13 protein-coding genes are annotated in these 12590 nt (G+C 67.1%); 3 read left to right on the plus strand and 10 right to left on the minus strand.

All coding sequences use genetic code 11. The features are described 5' to 3' along the window. Positions 1-29: 29 nt before the first annotated feature. Genes moaA through mobA form a run of 3 tightly spaced genes read right to left on the minus strand, consistent with a single transcriptional unit; the run spans position 30 to position 2909 of the window. Complete coding sequence (gene moaA, locus ACGK9R_RS01580) at positions 30-1022, minus strand: GTP 3',8-cyclase MoaA (protein WP_394577809.1); 993 nt, start codon at positions 1020-1022, stop codon at positions 30-32. Then, complete coding sequence (gene glp / locus ACGK9R_RS01585; protein WP_394577810.1) at positions 1003-2304, minus strand: gephyrin-like molybdotransferase Glp; 1302 nt, start codon at positions 2302-2304, stop codon at positions 1003-1005. Before glp (ACGK9R_RS01585) ends, moaA begins: the two co-directional genes overlap by 20 nt. Beyond that, on the minus strand, positions 2301-2909 hold the full coding sequence (mobA, locus tag ACGK9R_RS01590) for a molybdenum cofactor guanylyltransferase MobA (RefSeq protein WP_394578561.1): 609 nt from the start codon (positions 2907-2909) through the stop codon (positions 2301-2303). Before mobA ends, glp (ACGK9R_RS01585) begins: the two co-directional genes overlap by 4 nt. Before the next feature lie 159 nt (positions 2910-3068). Between mobA and ACGK9R_RS01595 the strand changes: the two genes are divergently transcribed. The 3 genes from ACGK9R_RS01595 to glp (ACGK9R_RS01605) are packed head-to-tail and all read left to right on the plus strand — an operon-like array spanning position 3069 to position 5131. Continuing rightward, positions 3069-3395 (plus strand): DUF1244 domain-containing protein, encoded by a 327-nt coding sequence (locus ACGK9R_RS01595; RefSeq protein WP_394577811.1) that lies wholly within the window; start codon positions 3069-3071, stop codon positions 3393-3395. Between the two features lie 19 nt (positions 3396-3414). Beyond that, positions 3415-3933 carry a molybdenum cofactor biosynthesis protein B gene (gene moaB, locus ACGK9R_RS01600; protein ID WP_394578563.1) on the plus strand — a complete coding sequence of 173 codons (519 nt, stop codon included), beginning with the start codon at positions 3415-3417 and terminating at the stop codon, positions 3931-3933. Beyond that, on the plus strand, positions 3926-5131 hold the full coding sequence (gene glp, locus ACGK9R_RS01605; RefSeq protein ID WP_394577812.1) for a gephyrin-like molybdotransferase Glp: 1206 nt from the start codon (positions 3926-3928) through the stop codon (positions 5129-5131). The genes moaB and glp (ACGK9R_RS01605) overlap by 8 nt, the downstream gene beginning before the upstream one ends. Here glp (ACGK9R_RS01605) and ACGK9R_RS01610 read toward each other — a convergent pair. From ACGK9R_RS01610 to cheB, 7 genes are read right to left on the minus strand one after another with little or no spacing between them, the layout of a single operon-like run. After that, a complete protein-coding gene (locus tag ACGK9R_RS01610) occupies positions 5122-5481 on the minus strand; it encodes a hypothetical protein (protein WP_394577813.1) in 360 nt (119 codons plus the stop codon). The two genes, glp (ACGK9R_RS01605) and ACGK9R_RS01610, sit on opposite strands and share 10 nt — an antisense overlap. A gap of 1 nt (position 5482) precedes the next feature. After that, positions 5483-6016, minus strand: a complete 534-nt coding sequence (locus tag ACGK9R_RS01615) for a chemotaxis protein CheW (protein ID WP_394577814.1) — start codon at positions 6014-6016, stop codon at positions 5483-5485. After that, complete coding sequence (locus ACGK9R_RS01620; protein WP_394577815.1) at positions 5991-7664, minus strand: diguanylate cyclase; 1674 nt, start codon at positions 7662-7664, stop codon at positions 5991-5993. The genes ACGK9R_RS01615 and ACGK9R_RS01620 overlap by 26 nt, the downstream gene beginning before the upstream one ends. 53 nt (positions 7665-7717) lie before the next feature. After that, the gene (locus ACGK9R_RS01625; protein ID WP_394577816.1) at positions 7718-8074 is read right to left on the minus strand and encodes a response regulator; all 357 of its coding nucleotides are present in this window, start codon (positions 8072-8074) and stop codon (positions 7718-7720) included. A 27-nt stretch (positions 8075-8101) separates the two neighbouring features. Continuing rightward, entirely contained in the window at positions 8102-10189 is a 2088-nt protein-coding gene (locus ACGK9R_RS01630) for a response regulator (RefSeq protein WP_394577818.1), read from the minus strand. Beyond that, positions 10179-11543, minus strand: a complete 1365-nt coding sequence (locus tag ACGK9R_RS01635; protein ID WP_394577819.1) for a CheR family methyltransferase — start codon at positions 11541-11543, stop codon at positions 10179-10181. The genes ACGK9R_RS01630 and ACGK9R_RS01635 overlap by 11 nt, the downstream gene beginning before the upstream one ends. Next, positions 11540-12583, minus strand: coding sequence for a chemotaxis-specific protein-glutamate methyltransferase CheB (cheB, locus tag ACGK9R_RS01640; protein ID WP_394577820.1), 1044 nt, complete (start codon positions 12581-12583; stop codon positions 11540-11542). The genes ACGK9R_RS01635 and cheB overlap by 4 nt, the downstream gene beginning before the upstream one ends. Positions 12584-12590: the final 7 nt, after the last annotated feature.

Raw genomic sequence — 12590 nt, forward strand, 5'->3', positions numbered from 1 at the left:
GCTGTGGACAAACACAGAGGTGTCGCCATCTAGCCGCCGGTCATGTTCATAAAGCGCACCACCTGCACGTCGCCGTCGGTGGTGAAGTGGTGGCGCTCGGGTTTGAGCGGCAGCGCGTCGATGATCGCCTGCTTGAGCCTTTCCATGTCGCCGGGGTAGCGGCGCAGCACCGCGCGCAGATCCACCGAATGTTCGTTGCCAAGACACAGCAAGAGCCGCCCTTCGACGGTCACCCGCACGCGGTTGCAGCTGTCGCAGAAGTTGTGGCTGTGCGGCGATATGAAGCCGATGCGGCTATCGCTATCCGCCATTGTAAAGTAGCGCGATGGCCCGGGCGTGGTCACCGTACTTGGGGTGAGCGGGTAGCGCGCCTCGATCAGCGCCCTGACGTCGTCGCTCGAGTAGAAGGTCTCGGCGCGGGAGTGATCCGAGACGTCGCCCAGCGGCATCTCCTCGATGAAGCTGATATCGAGCCCTTCGCGGCGAGCGAACTCGACCAGGTCCAGCACTTCGTCGTCGTTGCGCCCCTTGAGGATCACGGCGTTGAGCTTGATGCGCGCAAAGCCGGCCTCCTTCGCGGCGCGGATACCGTCGATCACTTTTTCGAGATCGCCGGTGCGGGTCAGCGCCTTGAAACGCGCCGGGTCGAGGGAGTCGAGGCTCACGTTGAGCCGCGTGAGCCCGCCGTCGAAAAGCCTTTTGGCGTGCTTTCTGAGGCTCGCACCATTGGTGGTCATGGTGAAATCATCAAGCCCGGGCAGCGCGCCGATCTCGTCGACCAGCTGGGTGAGGTTGCCGCGCACCAGCGGCTCGCCGCCGGTCAGGCGGATCTTCTCGACGCCGAGCTCGGTGAAAGCGCGGGCAACAAAAGCGATCTCCTCGAGGGTGAGCACCTGGGCGCGGGGCAGAAAGGTCATCTCCTCGCTCATGCAGTACACGCAGCGAAAGTCGCAGCGATCCGTCACCGAAATCCGGACGTAGTTGATCCGGCGGCCAATGCGGTCAATCAGTTGCTCGGTCATTGCCATCTCTCAAGCCGGTAAATGTAGCCAGTGTAGGCGATTGCGGCGCGCCCAGCGGCTGAATCACGACGCGCTCTCCCGCGGCCGCGCCGTCCATGGACTCATCGAGCTCGATCAGACAGTTGCCGGCAACCATCGATGTTAACATGCCCGAGCCCTGAGCTTGGGTCGGGCGAACGCGCAGCGCGCCGTGCTCGTCGCCCCGGTAGACGCCGCGGATCAAGTCGGTGCGCCCGCGTTTTCCCGTAATCGGCGCCTCGAGTAGAGCCGTCAGCCGCGCGGGGGCGGGGTCGGGCAAGCCTTCCAGGCGTGCGAGCAGGGGGGCGACGAACTGGTGAAACGTTACCATGGCCGCCACCGGATTGCCGGGCAGCCCCAAAAACGGCGTTCGGCGCGCGCCGAGCACCCCGCAGGCCAGAGGCTTGCCCGGGCGCAGCGCCACGCGCCAGAAACCAAGCGTGCCCAGATGCTCGAGGGCGGCGCGGGTGTAGTCGCGGCTGCCCACGGAGACCCCGGCGCTGGTGAGCACCAGGTCGCTCTGCTCGCCGGCCAAAGCGAGCGCGCGCTCGATCATAGCCGGATCGTCGGGCAGGATGCCAAGATCGCGGGTGTCGGCGCCGGCCTCGCGTAAAAGTCCCATCAGCGCAAAGCGGTTGGCGTCGAACACGCCGGCCTCGGGCAGCGTCTCACCCGGTGCGGTGACTTCGTTGCCGGTAGAAAAAAGCGCGACCACCGGACGCTTGACGACTCGCACCCGGGCAAAGCCGAGCGAGGCGAGAAGCCCCATCGCGGCGGCGTCGAGCCGGGTGCGCGCGGGGAGCACCGTCTCGCCTTCACCGATCTCTTCACCGGCCAGGCGCACGTTCTGGCCTTTTGCCACGCCTTGCGGCGCGGCCAGCGTCACCTCGCTGCCGTGTGCGGTGAGCCGCTCGCGGGGAATGACGGTGTCGGTGCCCGCGGGCAGCGGCGCGCCGGTGGTAATCCACACGCAGTGGCCCACTTCGACGCGGCCCTTGAACGCCTCGCCGGCAAAGGCGCTGCCGGCCAGCGCCCAGCGCGCTGGGAGCGAGGTACGCCAGCCAAGCGCCACGCCGTCGAGCGCCGCGTTGGTGTAACGCGGCATATTATTTGGAGCGCGAACGTCATCGGCAAGAAGCCGCTCGTGGGCGTCTGAAAGCGCGACTTCTTCATCGCCAAGCGGCCGGGTGATCAGCTTGCCGAGCGCCGAGCGCGCCTGCTCGACGCTCAGCGGTGCGTCAACGCTTTGGCCCGGGGCATTCACGGCGCTTTCCGTCTGTCGTCTGCGCGGCGAAGCTCCAGGCGCTGTTTTTCCTCTTCGCTGTTGAGGTTGATGAACGCCTCCCGCTCGTTTGAAAAGTCGATGCGCTTTGGGTCGTGGCGCGCGAACCAGTGCCCGAGCTTGCGCTCGCCGCGGGCAAGAAAAGCGCCGAGGTCCTCGACGAGTGCGGTCGACACCAGCGCAACGGTCGGGTGATCGCGCTCGCCGTCGAAGGCGATGGCCACAGGGTGGTCGCCGATGTCGGTACTCATGCGCTCGACCAGATCCTCCGGCAGCAGCGGCGTATCGCAGGGCAGCATCAAAAGCCAAGGCGTGGTAGCGGCGCGCAGCGCGCTGTAAAGACCCATCAGCGGGCCGTGAAAGCCGGACTCGATATCCTCGATCACGCGCACACCGAACAGGGCGTAGGCGTCCTGGTGACGATTGGCGCTCACCAGTATGTCATCCACACGGCCTTCCAGGCGCTTCGAGGCGTGGGCGAACAGCGGCAGCCCTTCGAAGGGTTCCAGACCCTTGTCGCGCCCGCCCATCCGGCGGCCTTCGCCACCGGCCAGGATCAGCCCGGTCAGCGCCTCTGCGGCGATCATTCGAGTGCTTGTCATTGAGTTCCTGCCTTGAAAGTGCCGTTCTACGGTAGACCCGGTAGCGCCCGTATCGATCCACAGCAGGCCATATTCGCAGCGCTGGAGGCGTTTTTAAAGCGTGTCTTTTGCTATGCTGACACCCATTCGACCTCTGGAGCGATCATGCACGCCTTCGACGATCTTGACCCAACGACCCGCACCGAACTCGAAGCCGCCGCCTTTCGCCGGCTCTTGACCCATCTCGACGCCAACAAGGACGTTCAGAACATCGACCTGATGATTCTGGCCGACTTCTGCCGTAACTGCCTCTCCAAGTGGCTGGTCAGCGCCGCCGAGGAGCGCGGCGAGGCGCTCGACTATGAAGCCGCCCGGGAGCACGTTTACGGCATGCCCTACAGCGAGTGGAAGGCCCACCACCAGGCCAAGGCAACGCCGGAGCAGCTCGCCGCCCTGGAGGCCCGCCAGGCGCAGAAGGGCCAGGGAGCGTAGTGCCATGGAGAGCAAGGCAATGGAGAGCATGGAGGCGCTGAATATCGCGGTGCTGACCGTCTCCGATACCCGCACCGAAGAGGACGACCGCTCCGGGGCGCTGCTGGTCGAGCGGCTTAAAAGCGCCGGCCACCGGCTGGTGGAAAAACGCATCGTCATCGACGACAAGTACCGCATTCGCGCGGCGGTGGCCGCGTGGATCGCCGACCCCGAAGTGCAGGTAGTGATCAGCACTGGCGGCACCGGCTTCACCGGGCGCGACTCCACCCCGGAGGCGGTGTCGGTACTGCTGGACAAGGAGATCCAGGGCTTCGGTGAGCGCTTTCGAGCGCTCAGCGGTGAGGAGATCGGCAGCTCCACCATCCAGAGCCGCTGTCTTGGCGGGCTGGCCAACGCCACCGTGATCTTCTGCCTGCCAGGCTCTACGGGTGCGTGTCGCACCGGCTGGGACCGCCTTCTCGCCGAACAGCTCGATAGCCGCCATAAGCCCTGCAACTTCGCCAACCTGGTGATCCCCGGGCGGGGGCAGCATGGCTGAACTCGCGCCGATCGAGAAAGCGCTGGAGGCGCTGCTGGCCGATGTCACCCCGCTTGAAAGTGAAGAGGTTTCTCTAGGGGCCGCGTTTGAGCGCGTGCTGGCCGAGTCGGTCATCGCTGCACTCGACGTGCCCGCCCGTGACAACAGCGCGATGGACGGCTATGCGCTTCGCGCTGCGGACGCCGGGCGTTGGCTGTCGGTTTCCCAGCGTATCGCCGCGGGCCACCCGGCCGCGCCGCTCGCCCCCGGCACCTGTGCGCGCATCTTTACCGGCGGCGAGCTGCCCGAAGGCGCCGACTGCGTGGTGATGCAGGAGGAGGTCGAACTCGACGGGCAGTGCGCCCGCATTCCCGCCGGTATCCCGGTCGGCAATAGCGTGCGTCGCCGCGCCCGGGACGTCGCCAGGGGCAGCGTGCTGCTCGAGGCCGGCACGCGCCTCAACGCCGCAGCGCTTGGCCATTTGGCGGGGCAGGGTATCGCTAACGTAACGGTGCGCCGCCGTCCGCAGGTAGCGCTTCTTTCCACCGGCGACGAGGTGATCGAACCGGGCCAGCCGCTGGCGCCGGGCCAGCTTTATAACAGCAACCGGCCGATGCTCGCGCAGCTTCTGGAGCGCTTCGGCGCCGAGGTGGTGCATCTTGAAAGCGTGCCCGACGACGCCGAAAGGACCCGGGTGTGCCTGACGCGGGCGGCCAACCTTGCCGACGTAGTGATCACCACCGGCGGGGTCAGCGTGGGCGAGGAGGATCACGTCAAGCGCGCCCTCAAAACCCTTGGCGAGCTCGACCTGTGGCGCTTGGCGATTCGCCCGGGCAAGCCGCTGGCGCTGGGGCGGCTGCCTCGCGGCGACGGCAGGATGGCGCGCTTCGTCGGCCTGCCCGGCAACCCGGTGTCCGGGTTCGTTGGCGCGTGGCTCTTTCTGCGTCCGCTGATGGGGGCGCTGCTCGACTGCTCGCAGCTGGCGTCGCTGCCGCGGCTGGCGGCGCGGGCGACGTTTTCTACCACGACTGGCCCGCGCCAGCACTACATGCGCGTCCAGCTCGAGTTCACCCCCCGGGGGATCGACGCCCACGCCTTCAAGGACCAGGACTCCTCGGTACTCTCCTCCTGCGTGCATGCCGACGCGCTGGCGGTGATCGACCCACATCAACGCGTGGAGCAGGGCGAAACGGTGACGTGCCTGTGGCTTCAGTCCTGAGCCCGGCGGGCGTCGAGTAGCCACAGCGCCACGCGCTGATCCTTTAGTGCGAGGCCGCACAGGGCAGGATGAGCGCTGGCGCGTACGAGTTCTGGTAACGGATAAAGCGAAGCGGTAGGCCTCTCGATGAGCTCGACGTCGCCCGCCACGCCGAGCTGCCAAAGGCCGCGGTGGTCATCAATAGTGAGCCAGCGCTCTGGCGCGGGGTGCTCGCCCGGCAGGCCAAGCCACTCGGCGGCGCTGACGTGGCGCTTGGCGTCGGGCCTCAGGCGCTGGCTCTGAACCTGGCTTGCCTCGAGGGCGTAGCGGTGGGTGCCTGCCGCGAAGGTGACCAGCGCGATTCGGCTCACCTCATCCCCGGCCTGTCTGGAAGGCGGTCAGCAGCGCCTCGGCGTTGAGCACGACGATCGCCTCGTCCGGGCGGTGGATCAGCGCGCTGACGTAGGGGGTGAGCAGCGGGTTCAGCGTCTCCGGTGGAGTGATCAGCGCCTCTTCGGCGATATCGCACACGTCGTCGAGTTGGCCGATACGCACGCCGGTGCGTATGCCGGCGGCCTCGACCATCAGAATCTGGCCGGTCGCGGCGTCGCTTTCGAGCCCCAGCAGCGCATTGAGCGCGATCACCGACTCGATGTGCCCGCGCAGATGAAGCACGCCTTCGACACTTTCCGCCACGCCGGGCACGAAGTAGACCGGCTCGTCGCCGGCGAGAATTTCGCGCACGTTCTCCGCGCTGAAGGCAAAGCGCTTGCCGGTCAGGCGGAACAGTACCAGTTGATGGGTCGGCGCCTGGGGCTCGGGTTGGCGTTGGGCGTCGCTTCGTTCGGCCAGTGCCTGGGCCAGGCGCGAGGGCGCCGACTCACTCGTCGTCGAGGGGGGTGTCACGGTCGGTCTCCCGGCTCTGGATGATGCGATTGCGTCCGCGATCCTTGGCGCGGTAGAGCGCGCGGTCGGCGCTGACGCGTAGCGCTTCGGTCGATGGATGAGTGGGAAAGACGCTGATACCGGCGCTGAAGGTGCAGTTGAAGCGCTCGCTTCCGGCGTGAAAGTCGACCCCGGCAAAATCCTCGCGCAGCGCGTCGATGAGCGTGGCCGCAGTGTCGGCGTCCACGTTCTTGAGCAGCACCACGAACTCCTCGCCACCGTAGCGGCCGATGATGTCGGACACCCGCAGGCGCGCCTTGAGCATGCGCGCCAGGGTAATGATGACCTGATCACCGGCGAGGTGGCCGTAGGTGTCGTTGACCTCCTTGAAGTAGTCGATGTCGATCATCGCCATGGCGTGGTGGGTGTCGTCGCGATACGCCTGCACCAGGGCGCGGTCGATCAGGTCGGTGGTGGTGCTGTGGTTGTAGAGCCCGGTCATGCTATCCTGGGTCATCAGCGTGCGCAGCTGACGCAGCCGCTCGGCGCGAAGGCGCACCGCCGCGACCAACTCCTCGGGCACCACCGGCTTGGTGATGAATCCCTCGGCACCAGCCGCCATGGCGGTGAACTGCTTCTCACTGTTGGTTTCGCCGGACAGATAGACGATTGGCAGCCCCACGTACTCCGGCTGCTGGCGCACGATGGTGGCGAGCTCCTCGCCGGAGCAGACCGGCATGTACATATCGACCAGCATCAGATCCGGGCTGAAGCGCTCGAGCGCGTCGAAGGCCTCTGCCGGGTGGTGGGCCTGCTGGGTGATCATGCCCGCCTGCTCGAGCAATGCGGCGTGGTAGCCCGCCGCTTCGGGCTCGTCGTCGACGACCAATACCCGCAGCGGCTCCTCGTCCGGGGGGGAGGTGAGTTCGTCCAGCGCCAGCATCAAATCCAGCGGCTTGACCGGTTTGGTGAAGTAGCCGCTGCACCCGGCGCGCACGGCGCTCAGCCGGGAGCCGAAATCGCCGAAGGCGGAGAGCACGATGGCCGGCAGCCGCTCGCCGATGAGCCGGTTCAGGCTGGTCAGCGTTTCGGTGCCGGCGGTTTTGCCCTGGGGAAAGCGCACGTCCATGATGATGGCGTCGGGGCGGCGCGTCAGCACGGCGTTGAAGAATGCCTGTGGGCTTTCGAAGTGAACGACCTCGTGGCCAAAGCAGCGCAGGTGATGAAACAGCTGGCCAAGCGGCTCCGGCTCGTCGTCACACAGATAGATCAGCCGGCGGCGGCTGCCGCTCGCACGTGGCGTGGCGCTGAAATCCACTGCGCTGAAGGAGGCCGGAAGCGGCGCGGGCGGCTGGCGTTGCAGCTGCGTCTGTTCCTCCACAAGGCTGGCCAGCAGCCGCTCGATGAGCCCGCTGATATCTTCGACCGCGGGCGCGTGGGTCAACGCCTCTTCGCCCTGGTGCGCGAGGGCGGCGACGCGCTCAAAGCCCAACGAGCGACCGGTGCCCTTGAGGCTATGAAAGAAGCGGTGTAACTCCGGGGTGAGGCGCGCGGGTGAATCGGCGCTGAGCTGGCTCTGCTGCCACTCCCGCTGGGTCTGCGCAAGGCGCGTGGCGAGCTGCTCGATGAAGCGTTGACGCAGCTCGTCGAGCTTATCGTTCAGCGTCATGGCAGGAGAGTTCATGAGAGTACCTGTTCGTGAGCAAAAGCAAGCGCCCGAGGCTAGCTACCCAGCGCCTGGTCGACGGCCGGGCCCAGCGTCAGCGCCAGATCCGCCTGCTTTTGCAGGCAGGCATGAAGGTAGGGCGCCTCGGCCAGCGCAGCGACCGTATCGTCGCCGGTCAGCAGAATGAACGGGATCATCACGCCCTGGTCTCTTAACAGCGCGTGAAGCTCGAGCCCGCTCACCAGCGGCATGGTCAGGTCGCTGACGATCAGAGCGATGTCCGAATGGGCCTCGAGCGTGCGTACCGCTTCCATCGCGTTATGCGCAATCATGGGAACATATCCCTGCGCGGTCAGGATCGCGGCGGTCAGTTCGGCCGCGAGCACGTCGTCGTCGACCACCAGTATCGTCATGATTATCCTCTTTATTTAGCGTGCCCGCTAGCCCAGCAGGGCCTTGAGGGTCTCCACCAGCTGGTTCTGGTCGAAGCTACCCTTGACGATGTAGGCGTCGGCGCCCACCGTCATCCCGCGCTGGCGGTCGGCCTCTTTTTCGCGCGAGGTCATGATGATGATCGGCGTTTGCCGATAGCGCTCGTGATCGCGCAGCTTCGCCGTCAGCGTGAAGCCGTCCATGACCGGCATTTCCACGTCCGTGAGCACGGCGTCGAAGGGCTCGGCCAGCGCCTTGTCCCACCCCTCCCGGCCGTTTTCGGCCAGCGTCACCCGGTAACCCCAGGCCTCGAGCACGTCCTTTTCGATTTCGCGCGTGTTGAGCGAGTCGTCCACGATCAGGATACGGTGCGCCGGCGCACGTTCCGGGGTGGCTACCGAGGCCGAGCGCGTCGTGCGCGTGGCTTGGGCCAATAGTGCGGGAACGTGCAGTACGCTGACAAGGGTGCTGCCACCAACGCTTGCCATGCCCGACACCAGCGCAAGCTCACCCAGGTGCGCCGGCAGCGGCTTGAGCACCATGTCACGCTCGTCGAGCACCTCGTCGATGATCAGCGCGAGCCGCGCAGCGCCCTGGCCTGCGACGAGCAGCAGCACACGCTCGCCAAGCGGCGCCTGCGCAAGTCCCAGAAGCGCCGCCAGCGACACCACCGGAACGAACGTGTCGTCGAGCACCAGGGTGCGCTGGCCCGCCGCGTCGATCAGCGTTTCGAAAGCGACCTCCTGAAGGCTCGCAACGTAGGGCGCGGTGATTCCGAGCGTGCGCTTGCCCACCCGCACCAGCAGTACATGAACCAGCGCCAGCGAAAAGGGCAGGCGCAGCGTGACGGTACAGCCCTGGCCGGTATGCTGGGTAAGGTGAAGATCGCCGCTGAGATCGTCGACCACGGTGCGCCGAACGACGTCCATGCCCACCCCTCGCCCGGACATATCGGTAATCATCGAGCGGGTCGAGAAGCCCGGCGCGAAAATCAGCTCGAGTAGCTCGCTTTCGCCGTAAAGTGCGAGCTGCTCGGCGCTTATAAGCCCGCGCTCGCGGGCCCTTTTTCGCACCGCGTCGAGGTCGATGCCGGCGCCATCGTCGGCAAGCTCGATGGTCACGCCGTCGCCATCCTGCCACGCCCGCAGCGTCACGCGCCCCGTGGCGGGCTTACCCGCCCGGCGGCGCGCATCGCTGTGTTCCAGGCCGTGGTCAAGGGCGTTGCGTAAAAGGTGGACCAGCGGCTCGGAGAGTCGGTCGATTATCTGGCGGTCGAGCTCGATATCGCCGCCCGAAAGCGTGCAGGTCGCCTCCTTGCCCAGTGTTTGCGCCAGCTCGCGGGTCATCCGGGCCAGCGGTTCGAACACCATCGACAGCGGCAGCATGCGCATCTTGAGCGCGCGATCGCGAAGTTCGCTCATCAGGCTGTCCTGGTTCTGAGTGCTCTCCTTGAAGGCGCGGTGAAACTCCCGCATCGGCTGGCGCTGCTCGAAGGGTAGCGACACCGCAAGCGCGCGGGCGCGCTCCACCAGCGCGTGCTGCTGGTGGTGGTACGATAGCGCCTCGCCCATCAGGCGAATCAGCTCGTCGAGCCGCTCGATGCGAACGCGCACGGTATCGCTCAGGCGAAGGCGCGGCTCTTTCGACGACGCGACGGACGGCGTCGGCGTGGTGGTCGGCGCTGACGCCGGGGGCGGGTCGGCTTCGTGGCGGGCGGCACCGATCAGCGCGTCGTGCAGCGCTGTGTCGGCGGTCGGCAGCGTCTCGGGCGCGGCGCCTTCCGCCAGCCGGTCGATCTGGGTATCGAGCAGGTCGGCGGCGCGCTCCAGGAGCTCGATTACTGCCGGGTCGGCGCTGCGCGTGCCTTCGCGCAGCGCGCTTAAAAGCTCCTCCAGCGCGTGGGTCAGCGAGCTGATCGCCTCGAGGCGCAGCATGCGCGAGGAGCCCTTGAGCGTGTGCACCGCGCGAAACAGCGCGTTGATGTCGCTGCCTTGACCGCCTTCGGCAAGCGAGGCGATACCGTCGCGCAGGCGCGGCTGGTGGTCGCGCGCCTCCTCCACGAAGCGCTGGATGAAGCGGGTGATATCAAGCGCCACGGCGCGCGCTCCGCTCGCCTTCGCTGGCGTCCAGGTGGCACCGGGCGAGAAAGCACGCATCGCCCGGCGGCAGCGGCGAACGAATGTAGGCGAGCCCGCCGCTCGCCTCGGGGCTCGCCGTCAAAAGGCGCAGCGTGGCCTCGTAGCCCCGGCGCGGCTGGCCCGGTACCCGGGAAAGCGCGCCACAGCGAAACAGCTCGGCCTGGTAGAAGTGCGCCGGCCAGCACTCCGGCGCGACGTACAGCGCGCGCTTGAAGTACGCCTGAGCGTCGAGCGAGCGCTGCTGCCAGCGCGCCACCAGCCCGGCCAGCAGCAGCGCATCGACGCTCCAGGGCTGCTCCTCGAGCAGCGCGGTCAGAAGCGATTCGGCCTCGTCAAGGCGGCTGTGCTCCAGGTGCGCGTGGGCCTGGCGCAGGCGCTGCTCGAGCAGCGAAGAGGGCTCGGGGGGCGCGTCGGCTGGTGGATCACCAGGTGGCGCCTTTGGCGTCTGGATTAAAGTGGGCACCACCACGGCGGGCTCGAGCGGGGGTGACGATGCCCCGGGTGCGGCCGCGGCCTCCGGGCGGCAGAAATAAAACGTGCCCTGCTGCTGGGCCAACGTCAGCACGCCCAAATCGTTGCCCAGGGTTTCGGCTACGCCGCAAAGAAGAACGCCGCCGGGCGCGAGGCGCTCGGCCAGGCGCTGCTGAATGCGCTTGCGCGTCGGTTCGTCGAAGTAGATCGAGACGTTACGAAAAAGTATCACATCGAACGCCGCGGACTCGGCCATCGTCGGCGCATCGAGCACGTTGAGCGGGCGAAAATCGATCCACTCCCGGAGCGCCGCGTCAACGGCGTAGCGGCTTCCCGAGCGGGTGAAGTAGCGCGCCTTGAGCGGCTCGGGCAGGGTGCGAAACGCCATGCCGGTGTAAAGGCCGCGCCGGGCGCAGGCGAGTGCCTGGCGGTCGACATCGCCGGCGGTAATGTGAAAAAGCGTCGGGGCGCGCTCGCCAAAGCGCTCGGCGAGCGCCATGGCCAGGCTAAAAGGCTCCTCGCCGGAGGAGCAGCCCGCACTCAGGATGTGGAGCGGCGCTCCGGTGTGCGCCAGCCGCTCGGGCAGATAATGCTCGGCCAACCAAATAAGCGCGTCGGCCTCGCGATAGAAGTAGGTTTCGTTGACCGTCAGACGGCTGATGAAGGCGTCGAACAGCGCCGGCTCCTGGCGCAGCCGGGCGATCAGCGCCTCGCTTTGCGGCTCACCGGTATCAGCGCGCAGGGCCTCGACCGCCTTGATCAGGCGCGCCTCGTGAAGGCCTTCGAGATGTAGACCCAGGCGTTCGTGAACCAGCTGCTTGAACGGTGCGTAGGAGCTCATGACGGTGTCGACCAACAGAAGAATCTACCGTGGGTGGTAGCGATAAGCAGCTCGGGCAGTTCATCGAGCGCGACCACGCGTTGGATGACGCCGGCGTTGACGGCTTCCCGGTTCATGCCGTAGATGACCGAGCTGGCCTCGTCCTGGGCCAGCGTCAGACCGCCAGCACGGCGAATCGCGCCCATACCCTGAACGCCGTCGCCGCCCATGCCGGTCAAGATAACACCGATGGCGCCCTTGCCATAGGCGGCGGCGACGCTGGTCAGCAGCGTATCGCAGCTGGGGTGATAAATCGTGTGAGCGGCGGGGGTGGTCAGACGAAAACGGTGATCCAGCGTGACCTCGAGATTCTTCTCCGACGCCGCCAGATACACCGTACCGGGCACCAGCGCTTCGCCGTGACGGGGTACGCGTACCGGCAAGCGGCACAGCGAGGCGAGCCACTGAGCCATGCCGTCGATGAAGCCGTGGCTCATGTGCTGGGCGATAACCACGGGTAAGGCGAACCCGGCAGGCAGCCGGCTCAACAGCCGGGCGAGCGCCTGTGGGCCGCCGGTCGAGCAGGCGATGGCCACCACGCGCGCCGCACACGGCACGGCGTAGGCCGCCGACGGTGACGCGCACTCCCGGGCAGTGCGCCTCTTGAGGCGGGTGATTACGGCGACGCCGGCCAGCAGCCGCACCCGTTCGAGCAGCGCAAGGCCGCTCTTTTCGTCGAGGGTGGGTTTGGGCATCACCTCGAGGGCGCCGAGGGCGAGCGCCTGGCCGGCGGCGGCGGCCTCGAAGCGGTCGCTCACTACCAGAATCGGCAGCGCTCGGGTGTGCATGATCTCCTCGATCGCCGAAAGCCCCTCCATGACCGGCATGGTCAGATCCATCGTGATCAGCTGCGGGGCGAGGGTGCGCGCAAGCGCTACCGCTTCGCGCCCGTTACACGCCTCGCCGACGACTTCGATGTCGCCGTCGCGGGTGAGCAGCTGGCGCAGCACATCGCGCGCCACCGCGCTGTCGTCGGCGATCACGACGCGAAGGGCGCTCACGGGTGCT

The organism is Halomonas sp. HNIBRBA4712 (genome assembly GCF_043558675.1).
Lineage (GTDB): Bacteria > Pseudomonadota > Gammaproteobacteria > Pseudomonadales > Halomonadaceae > Vreelandella.

Bases quoted from the DNA above. Each gene is read 5' to 3' on its own strand.
- ACGK9R_RS01620 (WP_394577815.1), bottom strand. From the start codon at position 7,664: ATGACGCTGAACGATAAGCTCGACGAGCTGCGTCAACGCTTCATCGAG.
- ACGK9R_RS01635 (WP_394577819.1), bottom strand. From the start codon at position 11,543: ATGAGCTCCTACGCACCGTTCAAGCAGCTGGTTCACGAACGCCTGGGT.
- moaA (WP_394577809.1), bottom strand. From the start codon at position 1,022: ATGACCGAGCAACTGATTGACCGCATTGGCCGCCGGATCAACTACGTC.
- moaB (WP_394578563.1), top strand. From the start codon at position 3,415: ATGGAGAGCATGGAGGCGCTGAATATCGCGGTGCTGACCGTCTCCGAT.
- ACGK9R_RS01595 (WP_394577811.1), top strand. From the start codon at position 3,069: ATGCACGCCTTCGACGATCTTGACCCAACGACCCGCACCGAACTCGAA.
- glp (WP_394577812.1), top strand. From the start codon at position 3,926: ATGGCTGAACTCGCGCCGATCGAGAAAGCGCTGGAGGCGCTGCTGGCC.
- ACGK9R_RS01625 (WP_394577816.1), bottom strand. From the start codon at position 8,074: ATGACGATACTGGTGGTCGACGACGACGTGCTCGCGGCCGAACTGACC.
- mobA (WP_394578561.1), bottom strand. From the start codon at position 2,909: ATGATCGCCGCAGAGGCGCTGACCGGGCTGATCCTGGCCGGTGGCGAA.